Raw genomic sequence first — 16,752 nt, forward strand, 5'->3', positions numbered from 1 at the left:
GGAATAGCCTTTAATGTGTTAATTGTACTTGTCGCAATTGATTTATTTCATCTCGAACAGCTGCAGCTTGCTCAAATTCAAGGTTTTTAGCATGTTCAAACATTTGTTCTTCGAGTGCTTTAACCTTTTTGTCAATATCGCCCACAGACATAGCTTGGTAATCGGCTTGGGGAGAGGCTACCTTCGCAGCTTTTGCCGTTAACTCTTCATTCGATGTACCAAGGTCCATAACATCACTAATTTTGCGTTTAACACCTTTTGGTATAATACCGTTTGCTTCATTGTATGCTTGCTGTTTCTCTCGACGACGATTTGTCTCATCTATCGCTTTTCTCATCGAACGCGTGATTGAGTCAGCATATAGAATCGCTTTACCTTCAACGTTACGTGCTGCCCGGCCGATTGTTTGAATTAGTGACCGTTCTGAACGTAAGAAACCTTCTTTATCCGCATCTAAAATCGCAACTAATGAGACTTCTGGCATATCAAGTCCTTCCCGAAGTAAGTTGATACCAACCAAGACATCAAACTTACCTAAACGCAGATCTCGGATGATTTCCATCCGCTCAACAGTATCAACATCAGAATGTAAATAACGTGTTTTTACATCATGCTCATCTAAATATTCGGTTAAATCTTCCGCCATTTTTTTCGTTAATGTCGTTGCCAAGACTCTTTCTTGTTTTGCAATACGAATTCTAATTTCAGAGAGCAAGTCATCCACTTGGGTATCAACAGGGCGTACTTCGATTTCCGGATCCAATAAACCAGTAGGTCTAACTACTTGCTCAGCAACTTCACCGTTTGACTTATCCAACTCATATTGGCTCGGTGTTGCAGAAACATAAATAGTTTGCGGTGCTAACGCTTCAAATTCTTCAAATTTTAACGGACGATTATCTAAGGCAGATGGCAATCTGAAGCCATATTGGACTAAGTTCTCTTTTCGTGATCGGTCGCCTTTAAACATTGCGCCGATTTGTGGCACTGTCACGTGCGATTCATCAATCACCAATAAACCATCAGGCGGCAAATAATCAAATAATGTTGGTGGTGGCTCGCCCTCCGCACGCCCCGACAAGTAACGCGAGTAGTTCTCGATACCAGAACAGTAACCGAGCTCATTCATCATTTCTATATCAAACTGGGTACGTTGAACAATACGCTGCTCTTCAATCAGTTGATTATTATCTTTTAAGACTTTCGCCCTGTCTTTAAGCTCTATTTTGATATTTTCAATCGCCGCTAATATTTTATCTCTTGGCGTTGCATAGTGTGTCTTAGGGTATACCGTTACCCGAGCAAGCGTTCGTTCCATCTCCCCTGTCAGCGGATCAAACTCCCTAATGTTTTCGATTTCTTCATCGAATAGCTCAACACGTAATGCTAAACGGTCAGATTCTGCCGGGAATATATCGATTACATCGCCACGCACGCGGTAAGTAGCACGAGTAAATGCTACATCATTCCTTGTATATTGCAGCTCGGCCAAACGACGTAAGATATCTCTTTGATTGATAATGTCACCTTGACGCAAGTGCAACATCATTTTCAAATAAGAATCTGGATCACCTAGACCATATATTGCAGACACAGACGCCACAATGACAACATCACGCCTTTCCAATAATGCTTTGGTGGCGGAGAGACGCATTTGCTCAATGTGCTCATTCACAGAAGAATCCTTTTCAATGAAGGTATCTGTAGTTGGTACATAAGCCTCTGGCTGATAGTAATCGTAGTATGAAACAAAATACTCGACAGCATTGTTTGGAAAGAACTCTTTCATCTCACCATATAACTGAGCAGCTAGCGTCTTATTTGGTGCCAAAATCATTGTAGGTCGATCAAGCTTTTGAATCACATTTGCAACGGTAAAGGTTTTACCTGAACCCGTAACGCCAAGTAATGTTTGATGTGCAAGCCCAGCTTCTATTCCATCGAGCAATTGTGCTATCGCAGTAGGTTGGTCGCCAGCTGGGGTATATTCTGAATCTATCGTCAGCTTCTTCATACTAATTTAACCGATTGTGGTTGCTTAAACTGTTTGGTAAAGGAACCATAAGAAATAAATGCCATTAATAAGTTACCTAAGAGACCACCGACAAAGAATCCCGTTAATCCAAATAGTTCACTGCCTAAATAAGCTAAAGGTACATAAAATACAAACAACCTAATTAAACTAAGCACTAATGCCGTCATCGGTTTGTGTAGGGCATTAAATGATGAATTAGTCAGTATGATGACACCTTGTAAGCCATAGCCTAATGGAAGAATCCAAATATAGAGTTTTATGAGGTCAGCAACCTCTTTTTCTGTAGAGAATATGTTGGCGATAATAGGCGCAAGCAATGCAAGCACTACATAGATTGCCAGTTGCCAAATCATTGCAAATTTAATCGCCGTCTTATACCCCTCTTCTACGCGGTCCATATTACCAGCACCTAGGTTTTGACTAATAAAAGGTGGTAACGTCATAGACATAGCCAACACGACGAGACATGCAATTGACTCAATTCTTGAGCCAACACCAAATGCAGCGACAGCTGATTCACCATACGATGCAACAATTGCAGTTAAAATAGCTGCAGCAATCGGCGTTAACATATTTGCACCAGCCGCTGGCACACCAATTTTTAACACTTCGCGACTACACTTCACGAATAATTCTAATTCAATCATTGTTCGATGAATTAAATTACGTTTAATTGCCAATATATAAAGAACAAAGAATAAACCTACAACCCATGAAATCAGTGTTGCAATGGCCGCGCCTTTTATTCCCATCGCAGGAATAGGACCAAAACCAAAAATAAGCATAGGATCGAGAATCGCGTTGATTAGTCCTGCACTTCCCATAATCATACTCGGTGTCTTTGTATCGCCTGACGCTCGCAGTACAGCATTACCTATCATTGGACCAATTAAACAAATGCACCCTAAAAACCAATAGTCCATGTATTCGTGGATAAGTGGCAATAAAGTGACTTCGGCACCTAAAAGAACAAAGATTTCATCGGTAAAGTAATAACCTAACGCGGCAATAATACTCACTAGAATCCCGGTTAAGATAATCGCGGAGGTTGCAACATTCTTAGCCGAGGTTTCATCACTGCTTCCTAAGTATTTGGCAATAACTGCCGAAGTACCTATACCTAGACCAATTGTTAAACTGATAATGGTAAATGTAATTGGGAAGGTAAAACTAATTGCAGCCAGGGGTTGAGTACCCAACAAGCCAACAAAAAAGGTATCAATTAAGTTGAATGTCATTAGCAAGATCATGCCGTAGGTCATAGGTATAGTCATACGCTTGAGCGTTTCACCTACAGGACTTGTTAACAAATCAATTTGGTTTTTATTTTTAGTTCCAGACATTCAACTTCAACGTTTATTTAATGTAGACGGGTTATTGTAATAAAACGCTGAAAAACCTGCTACGAGAAATAGTAAAAATCTTTTTCAGTCTTAATTTACGTGTAAAAGTCCACAATAGATCGTGTATTTCCCATCTCTGAACAAGTAATAACCACAAAATGGATAAATTTAACACAAACAAATATAAGCAATTGATAAATAACAACTTAATAAAACTGATAAAAAATTAACCAATTCCTTGAAATCCTTATGGGGCGGGATTGTTACAACTTATAACACTTTCACTCACATACTTATCCACAATAAACGTGGATAACTATCGTGATTATTAATTTCAATTACTAAAGGCCAAGAAACAGCCGTCAGTTGATATAATTTCCACCGTTCTGGTGACAAAACAAGCAAACAAACAAATATTTAAAAATTTTACTATTTTTGTGTTGACACGATCGCAAGTGCCCTTTAACATTCCGCTCCGTTAACGACAACAGCAAAGCAATTTGCTAGTCGCAACAAACAACTTATCACCTTTAGCTAATGGCTTTCGGTAAAGAACATGTAAAATAATATTTGTTCTTGTAAAATAAGTGATAATTATTCCCCTGTAGCTCATTTAGTTAGAGCTTTAGGTTGAGAACACTGTTAATCCATGTGTTTCTTGTAAAATAAGTAAAGATTATTCCCCTGTAGCTCAGTTGGTTAGAGCGGTGGACTGTTAATCCATGTGTCGTCTGTTCAAATCAGACCAGGGGAGCCAAATTTTATAAGTATGGCTCTAGAGCGGTACTTTAGCTGCTAGCATAAAGCTAACAGCGTTAAAACAAGAATTATTCCCCTGTAGCTCAGTTGGTTAGAGCGGTGGACTGTTAATCCATGTGTCGTCTGTTCAAATCAGACCAGGGGAGCCACTTTTAGAAATATGGCTGAAAAGCGGTATTTCGATTAAAACTAGATTATTCCCCTGTAGCTCAGTTGGTTAGAGCGGTGGACTGTTAATCCATGTGTCGTCTGTTCAAATCAGACCAGGGGAGCCACATTAAAAAGCCTACTTGTTAAGTAGGCTTTTTTCTTTTCTGATACTTAATTTTCCCAGTTCGCTATTAACTTTATAAGCGGGTGTGTCGTCTGTTCAAATCAGACTGTTCCTAACAAACAATCGAGCCACATTAAAAAACCTACTTGCTAAGTAGGCTTTTTTCTTTTCTGATACTTAATTTTCCCAGTTCGCTATTCACTTTATACGCGGGCGTTCCCTATTAACTTTATAAGCGGGTGTGTCGTCTGTTCAAGTCAGACTATTTAACCTTTAACTTTTGACGACATTCACGTGTCATTTGTTTTTTCGCTCGATCAATTGAGAGGATGAACTTATCTCCTTTGGAACGATAAATGCAGACCTTTTGGCCATGCCTAAATTCAGAGCGTACAAATTTTAAAATATCCCCTTTCTTTGCATTCGATACGTGTATCTCCTTTAGTACAGACGCTTGTGAAAACGATGAGAATAAAAACAAGCTAATAAATAAATACCTCATAAACTTTCCTTATATCTTCATTGAAGCCACGTTCGGCTCTAGTTGGTTTTCTTTGGTGGCAAATGGTAATCACCCATATTGACCAGTTGTAACGCCTATAATAAGGAATACGGAATACTATTGAATACAATGTATTCGTAAATTAATGTAATGAGTTGTAATTTGACAGGATTTTGCTCAATTAACGAAAGCTTATCCGACTGCTAACCAAACACCGACGCCAATCATAAGAGAACCAGAAATGCGGTTAATCAATTGAACATTGTTATCTGCTGCAAGAAATAAGCGCAATGTTTTTCCGCCGGTAGCATAAAGCATCATACAAATAAATTCCGATAGCAAGATTACGACAACGAGTATTGTCAACTGAGGAATTAATGGATTTTCAGCATTAATAAAAGGAGGTAATAAAGCGATCATAAACCCCCACCCTTTTGGATTTGAGACCGCTGTTAGCAACCCTTGTCCGAATAAGGTTAGCTTACCTGTTTCCGATGGACTATTCAGATCTAATGCCATTTTGCCTTTTGACATCCACATTTGAATGCCTAAATATCCCAAGTACGCTCCACCTATATACTTCAACACAGCGAAAACTTCAGGGTATTTTAGCATCACTGATGCGACCCCAACGACGGCGGCAACAGCGACAATAGCCACACCAAGTAACTCGCCAATCATCATATACATTGTTCGGCGCACACCTACTGACATTCCCAGAGTCATGGCTAATGTCATGCACATACCAGGCGTTATTGAAACAAAAAAGAAGGTAGGAATAAAAATTGCGAGAATTGCTAAATCCATAGCCACACAGCCCAAGATGAAAAACGACAGGCTAACAAAAGTTTATAGTGATTGATATGTTATTTAGCTTACGATGTTGTAATTCGAACGCGTGTTTTCCAATGCACTAGTTCGGTATACTGTAAAAGTTATCAACAAATTGAATTCTTTGAGTTTTCTTGTCGTTGTCGATATACGTTACATCTAACACGATTCGCCATTGCATCTGTGGTTCACTGCAACTGCCAACAAACCCATCCGCTCGATATTGATTAATTGAAGGATCGAAGCTAAACAACAAAGGAACTTTTCCCATATACATGGTGATGCCCTCAAGATAGCCTTGAACATTGACGATTTTACTAGGTTCGTTTACTTGAAACACTACATCAAACAATGACTCAGGATGAATAACGCCATGATTTGTTAAAATCTGCGCAGAAAGTTCTGATTGACTAAGTACACAATCGACTTTTCCATTAAGGCATGAATATTCGATATTGCTCTTGTCAATAAAGGCAGGCTCAGAGCACGCACTGACTAAAAAAAGAACAATAAATATTGGTAAACAGAGACGTTTCATAGTGCTGATTTTATTGGAATTACCCAAATTTGTATATTTTATTTATCAATATGTAACAAATCTTAATTTTTTTTTGATTTAGAACATGTTTTCGGCTTCAACTTAATGACATTTGGGGCTGAGTTGCTTAATATTCCACACCGATTTAATCAATCTGTGCGCCCTGGACAAAATTAGACTATAACTTAATCAATTAGCTTAATTTTTATACGGCTTGCAAACCCATTTTTTTAATAATTATAAATGTGGAAACCTTAACATGAACCAAAGTAATACGTCGGCAGTTGACTACAACATGAATGTTGTCCGTCAGTTTACTGTCATGACTGTGATCTGGGGATTCGTTGGTACCCTTGTTGGTGTTCTTATTGCTGCTCAACTTATTTGGCCAGCGTTGAATTTCGACACACCGTGGCTAACGTATTCTCGTCTTCGTCCTCTCCATACCAATGCGGTTATTTTCGCATTTGGTACAAGTGCACTTTTTGCTACGTCATACTACGTAGTGCAAAGAACTTGTAAAACTGCATTATTTGCACCGGGTCTTGCTTCCTTTACCTTCTGGGGTTGGCAGGCAATTATCGTCGCTGCTGCAATTACCTTACCTCTAGGTTTTACAACTAGTAAAGAATACGCAGAATTAGAATGGCCAATCGATATCGCTATTGCGGTAGTTTGGGTTTCATATGCCATTGTTTTCTTCGGCACAATCATTAAACGTACTACGTCGCACATTTACGTTGCCAACTGGTTCTTTGGTGGTTTCATTATTACTGTTGCCGTGCTTCACATTGGTAACTCGATGGCTATTCCTGTCTCTATGATGAAATCTTACTCATTATACTCGGGTGCTATCGATGCGATGATGCAATGGTGGTACGGTCATAATGCTGTAGGTTTCCTATTAACAGCAGGTTTCTTAGGTATGATGTACTACTTCGTTCCTAAGCAAGCTGAACGTCCAGTTTACTCATACCGATTATCTATTGTTCACTTTTGGGCATTAGTATCACTTTACATTTGGGCTGGTCCTCACCACTTACATTACACAGCTTTACCTGACTGGGCTCAGTCTTTAGGTATGGTAATGTCAGTTGTATTATTCCTTCCTTCATGGGGTGGTATGATCAACGGTATCATGACGTTATCAGGTGCATGGCACAAACTACGTAATGACCCAATTTTACGCTTCTTAATCGTTTCATTATCTTTCTACGGTATGTCTACTTTCGAAGGTCCAATGATGGCGATTAAATCAGTTAATGCACTATCTCACTACACTGACTGGACAATCGGTCACGTTCACTCGGGTGCATTAGGATGGGTTGCAATGGTTTCAATTGGTGCAATGTACCACTTAATTCCAATTCTATTTAACCAAGAGCGCATGTACAGTGTTCGTTTAATTAACATCCACTTCTGGATGCATACTGCAGGTATCGTTTTATACATTGTAGCTATGTGGATTTCAGGTGTAATGCAAGGTTTAATGTGGCGCGCAGTAAATGCTGACGGTACGTTAACTTATAGCTTCGTTGAAAGTCTAACTGCTTCTTACCCGTTCTACTTCATGCGCTTCTTAGGTGGTGCTCTAGTAGTAGCAGGTTTCGTAATTATGATTTACAACATGTTCAAAACTATTGGCGCTGACGACGGTAGCCTTAAAAAAGTTGAAGCAGCTTAAGGAGATTGAACATGCAAAATAAACATGAAAAATTAGAAAAACATATTGGCTGGTTCTTCGTAATGACCATCTTTGCTATCAGTATTGGTGGCTTGGTAGAAATTACACCGTTGTTCTTCCAAAAAGAAACAACTCAACCGGTTGATAACTTACGTCCGTATACTGCATTAGAGATGGAAGGTCGTGATATATACATTCGTGAAGGTTGTAACACTTGTCACAGTCAAATGATTCGTCCTTTCCGTGCTGAAACAGAACGTTACGGTCACTATAGTGTTGCTGGTGAGCACGTTTGGGAGCACCCTTTCTTATGGGGTTCTAAGCGTACTGGTCCAGACTTAGCCCGTGTTGGCGGTCGTTACTCTGACGATTGGCACCGTGCCCACTTAATTGATCCACGCTCTGTTGTTCCTGAGTCAAACATGCCTTCATTTAGATGGTTAGATGAAAACAAGTTAGACGGCAAGTTAACAGGTAAAAAAATGGAAACATTTAACATGTTAACGCGTAACCGTACTCACAAAGATGAGAACGGTAACCCTATCCCGCTATACACAGCTGAAGAAATTGCAGGTGCTAAAGCGGCGGTAGCTGGTAAAACTGAAATGGAAGCCTTGATTGCATACTTGCAGTCACTAGGCCATGCATTGAAGTAAGACCATGGATTACGGCACGTTAAGAGGGTTGATCGCCCTCCTGATATTGACACTATTTATCATCATTGTGGTCTGGGCTTACAGCAAGAAACGCAACTCGTCGTTCGATCAAGCTGCAAACTCAATTTTCGAAGAAGATCGCAAAGAAGAAAACAACAAACAGGAGACTAATAATAATGTCTAGCTTCTGGAGTATTTGGATAGCAGTTCTTTCGCTAGGTACCTTAGTAGGTTGTTACCTATTATTACGCTGGTGTCTACAGAACTTTGCAGGTGTTGAAGAAGGTGAGTCAATGGGACACACATTCGACGGCATTGAAGAATTAAATAACCCACTACCAAAATGGTGGAGTACATTCTTCTTATTAACAATTATTTGGGGCTTTTTATACCTTGCGTTATACCCAGGTGTATTAGGTTCTAACTGGAACGGCTTACTTGGCTGGAAATCATCAAACCAAGACGTTGTTAACATCGAAGATTCTAAAGCGCAAGCTGCGGCTAATGCTGAAGATGGTTCAGGTGTTTTAGTAGAATATGACCGTGAAGTTGCTCGCGCTAATGAAACTTACGGTAAAATTTTCGCTAAATACGCAACGTATTCAATGGAAGAGATCGCTGCAGCGAAAGATGCTGAAATCGATTTTGATGCACGTGATTACGACTCACTAACAGCTGACCAACAAGCATTAGTAGACCGTAGTGAAGCATTAAAAGTTGGCCAACGTTTATTCTTACAAAACTGTTCACAGTGTCATGGTTCAGATGCTCGTGGTACAACAGGCTTCCCTAACCTAGCGGATAATGACTGGTTATACGGTCATTCGCCAGAAGACATTAAGTACACCTTGATTGCAGGTCGTAAAGCTCAAGGCATGATTGCTTGGGGTTCTATGTTAGGTGGAGAAGAAGGCGTTAAAGACGTAGCAGCTTACGTGTTAAGCTTAAGTGGTCGTGACGCTAAAGAAGGTAATGCTGAAGCTGGTAAAGCTAAGTTTGCAATGTGTCAAGCATGTCACGGTGCAAATGGTGAAGGTAGCGCAGCAATGGGTATCGACTTAGGTGCTCCACGCTTAAATGACAACATCTGGTTATACGGTGGCAGTGAACGTGCTGTCCAAGAATCTATCAGAAATGGTCGTGCTGGTGTGATGCCTGCTTGGAAAGATATTTTAGGCGAAGAAAAAATACACGTAATCAGTGCTTACGTTCACAGCCTAAAAGAGAAATAATACGAATTTCTCGTCACAAAAAGCCCCGTTTATTTACGGGGCTTTTTTTTACTTATTTTTAAGTTAAATCATCGACTTTTTCTTGGTGCCACTGCGTAAAACAAGTACAATATTACAAATTTTTTGAGTGTGATTTTTATGAAAACATCTTGGTATAAAGAGCCTTGGGCTTGGTTAGTTTTTATTTTACCATTTTCAGCTGTAGTAGCCGGTATTGCGACATTATTTATCGCGTTAGACGAACCAGATCCGTTAGTTGCTGGCGATTACTACAAAAAAGGTAAAGCCATTAATATGCAGGTGTCGAAAGTAAAAATGGCACAAAAACTTGGAATGCGTTTCGAACTTAAATTGGTGAATAATGAATTAGTCATCAAACCAACGGGTATCGAAAAAGTATTTCCTGTTTTGAATGCAAACTTCTTTCACCCAACAATTGCGTCTAAAGACTTTTATCTAGCGTTAACGCCAGACGGTAATGGCCATTTTCGCCATCGATTTGACGAACCAGTAAAGGGTAAATGGAAGCTTACGTTAAGCTCATTTGAAGACAATTGGAAAATTCAACAAGACGTTTATTTACCGCAAACAAACTTTATCGATATTAAGCCAGATCCTGCACAAGCAAACTAATGACCACACGCTGTTTTCACTGTGAAGAGCCTGTTCCAAACGGGCTCGATTTAACTGTTACTATTAACGAAGAAGTTCAACCAATGTGCTGCATTGGTTGTCAGGCTGTTGCACAAACGATTGTAGACAACGGCTTAGTTGACTATTACAAATTTAGAACAGAGCCTGCCAATAAAGGCGAAGCTCTTGTCCCTGAGCAATTATCTAAACACAAGTTACTTGATGATGAAGCATTGCAGAACGAATTTATTCATCAAGATGGTGATACTAAGGAATCCATTCTTACTGTAGATAATATAAGCTGTGCGGCGTGTGCATGGTTGATTGAGATGAAAATTTCACAGTTACGTGGTGTAAAGCAGATCAATGTAAATGCAACTACACAACGCGCCACAGTAAAATGGTTTGATGAAGAAATTAAGCTCAGTGAAATTCTTTCAGCAATTGACGCGATTGGGTATCATGCCCTCCCCTTTAAAGCGAGTACGGCTGAAGAGCTAAACCAAAAGCAAAGTAAATCCTTTATTAAACGTCTGGGTGTATCAGGCATTTTAATGATGCAAGTCATGATGATTGCGATTGGTTTATACTTTGGCGCATTTTCTGACATGTCAGAACACAACTTAACGTATTTACGTTGGGCGAGTATGATTTTGTCGTTGCCCATCATTACTTACGGTGCCTTTCCATTTTATACAGGTGCGATCAATGCCATTCGTATGCGCAGGCTATCGATGGATGTGCCCGTCTCCATTGCAATTTCATTAGCTTACATTGCAAGTGTTTGGGCAACAGTGACAAGACAAGGTGAAGTTTATTTCGAATCTGTCTCGATGTTCACCTTCTTGCTACTTATCGGCAAATTTTTAGAATTTAGAGCGCGCAATCGTGCCGCTCAAGTGTCAGCAAACTTGTTAAAGTTGATGCCATTGTCCGCGACCGTATTAAGAGATGGCAAACCAACATTAATCGCTGCTAAAAAGCTCGAAGTAAAAGACCATGTTGTCATTAAACCAGGCGAAACGATTCCTGCCGACGGCCTAATTATTCACGGCAAAAGTCAAATCAATGAAGCAATGTTATCTGGTGAACAAAAGCCCGTTTCAAAAGGCCAAAGTGACAAGGTGTTTGCAGGTACCATTAACGGGGATGGCAATATCACTATTAGCGTAACTAGCTTAATGAGCGACTCGTTTTTAAGTCAGCTTATTCGATTAAGTGAAGCCGCACAAAGCCATAAACCTCAATTAGCAAAATTCTCAGATAGCATAGCTCAATACTTTGTAGCGTTAATTCTTGTCATGGCCTCTATTACTGCAATGTATTGGAGCCAACACATGCCAGAAGAGGCTTTCTGGATTACGCTTTCAGTATTGGTAGCAACATGCCCATGTGCGTTATCACTAGCAACGCCTACCGCGCTAACTTGTGCCACAACCAAACTAAATCGTGCAGGGATCATGATAAAATCGGCACACGTAATGGAAGCAATGCCTCAAATTGATTTATATGGATTTGATAAAACAGGGACTTTAACCACTGGCGATTTCACCATTAAACAAGTCGCCTTATACGACTCGCCATTTACAGAAAATGAATTACTGCCGATTATCGCCAGTGCAGAAGCCTATTCAGAGCATCCTATCGCAAAAGCATTTCATACCTACTTCGATAGCAATATTGACGTAAGTAATGTCGAAATTGTCGCTGGATGTGGCGTTACTGCGCAATACCAAAATCAATCATTTAAAATTGGTAAAGCCTCTTGGATCTTGCCGCAACTAGATGAGCATGAAGCACTAGATAACAATGCGCAAAATGCTTCTTGCTTGGTAACCGTAGATGGTAAATTAATTAGTGCGATTTTCTTGCAAGATACGATAAGAGATGATGCTAAGCCATTGCTTAACTTGCTAAAAGTAAACCAATGTAAAACTATGTTGCTATCGGGTGATAACCAAGCAGGCTGTCAGCAAGTTATTGACGCTTTGCCAATTGATGATGCGTTTAGTCAATTAAGTGCTAAAGACAAAATGGCAATTATCAAAGAAAATCAAAATCATTCGAAAGTTGCCATGGTGGGTGATGGTATCAACGACACTCCAGTGTTTAGTGCCGCCCATTTATCAATAGCAATGGGAAGTGGAGCCGATATCGCCAAAAATGGCGCCGATGTTATTTTACTCAATAACAAGTTAAACTCGATCGCTACATTACTTGATGTTGCAAAACGTACTAAGCAGATAATCCGACAAAACTATATGTGGGCGTTTGGCTACAATGCCATTGTGCTTCCTCTAGCAATGTCTGGGCATATCACACCATATTTAGCAGTAATCGGTATGTCTGCAAGTTCTATTTTAGTTGTTACAAACTCCTTAAGGCTATTGAAATGACAGTTATCTATGTTTTGATCCCTATTGCTGTTTTGCTGACGATCATCGGAATCTATTTATTCTTTTGGGCAGTTAAATCTGAGCAATTCGATGACCTTGAAAAAGAAGGTATGAGTATTCTGTACGATGAAGAAAATAAGCCAAATAAGACATCAGAAAAGATTGATGCCCCTGAAAACAATAAGTCAGAAAACGAGTAAATATGAATTTTGACTACCTTTCAGCGTTTGTTGTTGGGCTGCTAGGTGCTGGCCACTGCCTTGGTATGTGCGGCGGTATTACCGGCATGCTGACAAACGCTATAGGTGAAAACGCTCGTGTTCAAAGACTCAAACTTGTTTTTAGCTATCATATTGGCCGTTTGTTTTCTTACACACTTATTGGTGCAATTGTAGGATTTAGCAGCTCTTTAGCTGTTAAAGGCACAGGCTTTAATGGGTTATACCTCCATATCCTGTCTGCTATTTTCCTTATTCTTCTTGGTTTTTACATTGCTCAATGGTGGCAAGTTATAGGAAAGGTTGAGTTAATTGGTAAAAAGCTATGGCAATATATATCGCCATTAGCTAAGCACTTTATTCCCGTAAATTCACCGACTCAAGCCCTAGGGCTAGGTGCTTTGTGGGGGTGGTTGCCCTGTGGATTAGTTTACTCGATGCTAACCTGGGCACTAGCTAGCGGCAGTGCAACTAAAGGTGCACTTACCCTGTTGTTCTTTGGCTTAGGTACGTTACCTGCCCTTTTATCAATGTCATATGGAGTACATTACGTACAAAGCCTAATGCGTAATCAGATACTTCGAAAGTGTACTGGATTGCTAATGATTGTTTACGGTATTTACACCTTATTAATTGCATCTAACAAGCTCATTAATTAGAATAACCACACTATTTAAAGGATTTATCGGTAGGTCGTTTATGTCTTCAAAAAACTGCGCCGCACAACAACACATTCACTGTCAAAACTGTAGTATCAGTGAGCTATGCTTGCCTTTCTCTCTAAATGATCAAGAGCTTGATTTATTAGATAAGATTATCGACAGGAAAAAGCCAGTTCATAAAGGTGATAAGTTGTTTCAAAATGGTGAAGCGTTAAATTCACTTTTTGCTGTGAGAACAGGTACGTTTAAGACATATATTATTGATAGCCAAGGTGAAGAACAGATTACAGGTTTTCACCTAGCAGGTGACTTACTTGGATTTGACGCAATTGCCAACAAAACACACCCTAGCTTTGCGCAAGCGTTAGAGACATCTATGGTATGTGAAATTCCGTTTACAACGTTAGATTTGTTGTCGAACAACATGCCCAAACTACGTACCCAAATCTATCGATTAATGAGCGATGAAATCAAGACTGACCAAGAGATGTTGTCATTACTAAACCGTAAGAATGCGGAACAACGCTTAGCAACTTTTGTTGTCATGTTGAGTAATCGCCAAAAAGCACGTGGGCTTTCACCATTTGAGTTTAGATTATCAATGACACGAGGCGACGTAGGAAATTACCTTGGTTTAACCGTTGAAACCATTTCTCGTTTGCTTAACCGATTTGATAAGCAAGGTTTGCTTACGGTTAACGGTAAGTTCATTACAATCAACCAGATCGAAGAACTCGCCGACATCGCGGGCATGTAATTAACATTGACATGATGTTTTAGTGACCTTTTATTACATCATTTTGTTCAGTTGTTATCCACCTTCCTTTTTCTATACAAAATAGCCTATAGTTAAGTACTAGATGCAATAATAATTGCATCTAGTAAAACCTTGTTTTTAAAACTTTATTTTTGATTTATCACAAGGTTTTATTCTATATTCTTTGACATAGTATTATCCGACTTTGCAAATATAGGCGACTAGCATGGAAAAATATCAAAATTTACTTGTTGTTATAGACCCGACACAGGAACAACAAAAAGCACTTGAAAGAGCGATAGAGTTAGCTCATAAAAACCAAGCTAAAATTACCGCCTTTCTTTCAATATTCGACTTCTCATATGAAATGACGACTATGTTGTCGAGTGAAGAACGTGAATCAATGCGCGGCTCTGTTATCGATAGTCGAAGTCAATGGATTAAAGATATTATTGGAACACTTAATGCCAGTGATCTTTCAATTGATATCAAGGTTGTTTGGCATAACCGCCCTTTCGAAGCGATTATAGACCAAGTCGAAAATCATGGTTTTGATCTCGTCATTAAAGGCACGCATGAGCACGATAAACTTAAAGCTGTGATTTTTACACCAACGGATTGGCATATCCTACGTAAGTGCCCATGCCCAGTGTTGCTGGTTAAAGAACATTTATGGCCAGAAAACGGTAATATTTTAGCTGCAATCAATGTCGGTAGTGATGAAGCTGAACATATCGCACTAAATGACAAAATTACGGAAGAAGCCAAAAATCTTGCCACTATCATCAATGCTAATGCAAATTTAGTTAATTCCTTTCCAGGAACACCGGTCAATATTGCAATAGAAATACCTGAGTTCAATGCGACAGAATATAACGACAACGTGAAAAGCCATCATGTTGAGGCGATGAACGAGCATGCAATGAAGTTTGGTATTGATGAAGCACATACATTTGTTCGTGAAGGCTTACCAGAAGATGTTATCGAAAACATGGCAAATGAATTAGATGCTGAACTTGTCATTCTCGGGACAGTAGGCCGAACGGGTATTTCAGCCGCGCTCATCGGTAATACAGCAGAACATGTTATCGACCGATTAAATTGCGACGTTTTAGCCTTAAAACCTGACGGCTTCTAAAATAAAACATAGCTACGTTAACAGAGCATCAATAATTGGGCGGCGTTGTGTAAAGTTTCACAATACCGCTTTTGTTTTTAATTCTCTTTATACCAAATTAATGTCATTAGTATGAGTCATCAGGTATAATGCGCGCCAAATTTTTCGGGTATGTTGATAAATGACTGAACTTACTGATATTCAAAAAACACAATTAGCGAAACTAGAGAAAAAACTTCGTCGTCATGTTGGGCAAGCGATTGCACAATACAATATGATTGAAGACGGCGACCGTATTATGGTGTGTTTGTCAGGTGGTAAAGACAGTTATGCCCTACTTTCTATTTTAATGATTCTACAAAAACAAGCGCCGATTAATTTTTCATTAGTTGCTGTAAACCTCGACCAAAAGCAACCGGGTTTTCCCGAACATGTATTACCTGAATACCTTGAAAGTCTTGGCGTAGAATACAAAATTGTTGAAGAAGATACTTACGGTATCGTTAAAGAAAAAATACCTGAAGGAAAAACGACCTGCAGTTTATGCTCACGTTTACGTCGCGCAGTCTTGTACAAAACGGCGAAAGCTCTGGGTGCAACAAAAGTTGCCCTTGGTCACCACAGAGACGACATGATTGAAACAATGATGCTTAACATGTTTTATGGCGGAAAGTTAAAATCAATGCCACCTAAGCTAGTATCAGATAATGGCGAACACGTTGTTATTAGACCGCTGGCGTTTTGTAAAGAGAGTGAGCTCATTCAATATAGTGAACTGAAACAGTTTCCAATCATTCCGTGCAATTTATGTGGTTCTCAACCTAACCTTCAACGCCAAAACATTAAGCATATGCTAAATGACTGGCATGACAAATTTCCAGGCAGAATAGAGTCAATGTTTACTGCAATGCAAAATGTCGTACCATCTCATTTGTGTGATGACGAGTTATTTGATTTTAAATCTATTAGCAATGAGTCAGAAATCGTTGATGGTGGAGATATCGCTTTCGACGAACCAGACATCAAACAAAGCAATGTTGTAGAACAAGAAGACAATCACAAATTACAACAATTAAATATCATTAACATAAGCTAGTTGCACCGCAACTAGCTTT

Annotated in this window: 15 protein-coding genes and 3 tRNA genes; 14 read left to right on the forward strand and 4 right to left on the reverse strand. The window is 39.5% G+C overall.

What is annotated here, in order from left to right:
• Nucleotides 1–10: 10 nt before the first annotated feature.
• Nucleotides 11–2,014, reverse strand: coding sequence for an excinuclease ABC subunit UvrB (gene uvrB, locus QQK05_RS08300; RefSeq protein WP_284297507.1), 2,004 nt, complete (start codon nucleotides 2,012–2,014; stop codon nucleotides 11–13).
• Nucleotides 2,011–3,378: an MATE family efflux transporter gene (locus QQK05_RS08305; protein ID WP_284297509.1), complete on the reverse strand. Its 1,368-nt coding sequence runs from the start codon at nucleotides 3,376–3,378 to the stop codon at nucleotides 2,011–2,013. Before QQK05_RS08305 ends, uvrB begins: the two co-directional genes overlap by 4 nt.
• Nucleotides 3,379–4,058: 680 nt before the next feature.
• On the opposite strand from QQK05_RS08305, the gene QQK05_RS08310 reads away from it, so the two are divergent.
• From QQK05_RS08310 to QQK05_RS08320, 3 genes are all read left to right on the forward strand, one after another.
• Nucleotides 4,059–4,135, forward strand: a tRNA-Asn gene (locus QQK05_RS08310).
• A 74-nt stretch (nucleotides 4,136–4,209) separates the two neighbouring features.
• A tRNA-Asn gene (locus QQK05_RS08315) sits at nucleotides 4,210–4,286 on the forward strand.
• Nucleotides 4,287–4,335: 49 nt separating this feature from the next.
• A tRNA-Asn gene (locus tag QQK05_RS08320) sits at nucleotides 4,336–4,412 on the forward strand.
• A 693-nt stretch (nucleotides 4,413–5,105) separates the two neighbouring features.
• Here QQK05_RS08320 and QQK05_RS08325 read toward each other — a convergent pair.
• Nucleotides 5,106–5,720: a LysE family translocator gene (locus tag QQK05_RS08325; protein ID WP_284297511.1), complete on the reverse strand. Its 615-nt coding sequence runs from the start codon at nucleotides 5,718–5,720 to the stop codon at nucleotides 5,106–5,108.
• A 106-nt stretch (nucleotides 5,721–5,826) separates the two neighbouring features.
• On the reverse strand, nucleotides 5,827–6,282 hold the full coding sequence (locus QQK05_RS08330; RefSeq protein WP_284297513.1) for a hypothetical protein: 456 nt from the start codon (nucleotides 6,280–6,282) through the stop codon (nucleotides 5,827–5,829).
• 259 nt (nucleotides 6,283–6,541) lie between these two features.
• Here QQK05_RS08330 and ccoN point away from each other — a divergent pair, with 259 nt between their 5' ends.
• The 11 genes from ccoN (at nucleotide 6,542) to ttcA (ending at nucleotide 16,733) form a co-directional block, all read left to right on the forward strand.
• The gene (ccoN, locus tag QQK05_RS08335; protein ID WP_284297515.1) at nucleotides 6,542–7,966 is read left to right on the forward strand and encodes a cytochrome-c oxidase, cbb3-type subunit I; all 1,425 of its coding nucleotides are present in this window, start codon (nucleotides 6,542–6,544) and stop codon (nucleotides 7,964–7,966) included.
• An 11-nt stretch (nucleotides 7,967–7,977) separates the two neighbouring features.
• Nucleotides 7,978–8,622 (forward strand): cytochrome-c oxidase, cbb3-type subunit II, encoded by a 645-nt coding sequence (ccoO, locus tag QQK05_RS08340; protein WP_284297517.1) that lies wholly within the window; start codon nucleotides 7,978–7,980, stop codon nucleotides 8,620–8,622.
• Between the two features lie 4 nt (nucleotides 8,623–8,626).
• Nucleotides 8,627–8,806, forward strand: coding sequence for a cbb3-type cytochrome oxidase subunit 3 (locus QQK05_RS08345; protein WP_284297519.1), 180 nt, complete (start codon nucleotides 8,627–8,629; stop codon nucleotides 8,804–8,806).
• Nucleotides 8,799–9,854 carry a c-type cytochrome gene (locus QQK05_RS08350; protein ID WP_284297521.1) on the forward strand — a complete coding sequence of 352 codons (1,056 nt, stop codon included), beginning with the start codon at nucleotides 8,799–8,801 and terminating at the stop codon, nucleotides 9,852–9,854. Before QQK05_RS08345 ends, QQK05_RS08350 begins: the two co-directional genes overlap by 8 nt.
• Nucleotides 9,855–9,992: 138 nt before the next feature.
• The gene (locus QQK05_RS08355) at nucleotides 9,993–10,487 is read left to right on the forward strand and encodes a FixH family protein (RefSeq protein ID WP_284297523.1); all 495 of its coding nucleotides are present in this window, start codon (nucleotides 9,993–9,995) and stop codon (nucleotides 10,485–10,487) included.
• Entirely contained in the window at nucleotides 10,487–12,883 is a 2,397-nt protein-coding gene (locus QQK05_RS08360) for a heavy metal translocating P-type ATPase (RefSeq protein ID WP_284297525.1), read from the forward strand. Before QQK05_RS08355 ends, QQK05_RS08360 begins: the two co-directional genes overlap by 1 nt.
• Entirely contained in the window at nucleotides 12,880–13,083 is a 204-nt protein-coding gene (ccoS, locus tag QQK05_RS08365; protein WP_284297527.1) for a cbb3-type cytochrome oxidase assembly protein CcoS, read from the forward strand. The genes QQK05_RS08360 and ccoS overlap by 4 nt, the downstream gene beginning before the upstream one ends.
• Nucleotides 13,084–13,085: 2 nt before the next feature.
• Entirely contained in the window at nucleotides 13,086–13,760 is a 675-nt protein-coding gene (locus tag QQK05_RS08370) for a sulfite exporter TauE/SafE family protein (protein WP_284297528.1), read from the forward strand.
• A gap of 40 nt (nucleotides 13,761–13,800) precedes the next feature.
• Complete coding sequence (gene fnr / locus QQK05_RS08375) at nucleotides 13,801–14,520, forward strand: fumarate/nitrate reduction transcriptional regulator Fnr (protein WP_284297530.1); 720 nt, start codon at nucleotides 13,801–13,803, stop codon at nucleotides 14,518–14,520.
• Between the two features lie 226 nt (nucleotides 14,521–14,746).
• The gene (uspE, locus tag QQK05_RS08380; protein ID WP_284297532.1) at nucleotides 14,747–15,658 is read left to right on the forward strand and encodes a universal stress protein UspE; all 912 of its coding nucleotides are present in this window, start codon (nucleotides 14,747–14,749) and stop codon (nucleotides 15,656–15,658) included.
• 160 nt (nucleotides 15,659–15,818) lie between these two features.
• Nucleotides 15,819–16,733 (forward strand): tRNA 2-thiocytidine(32) synthetase TtcA, encoded by a 915-nt coding sequence (gene ttcA, locus QQK05_RS08385; RefSeq protein WP_284297534.1) that lies wholly within the window; start codon nucleotides 15,819–15,821, stop codon nucleotides 16,731–16,733.
• Nucleotides 16,734–16,752: the final 19 nt, after the last annotated feature.

Origin of the sequence: Thalassotalea loyana, from assembly GCF_030161435.1 — a bacterium.
Lineage (GTDB): Bacteria > Pseudomonadota > Gammaproteobacteria > Enterobacterales > Alteromonadaceae > Thalassotalea_G > Thalassotalea_G loyana.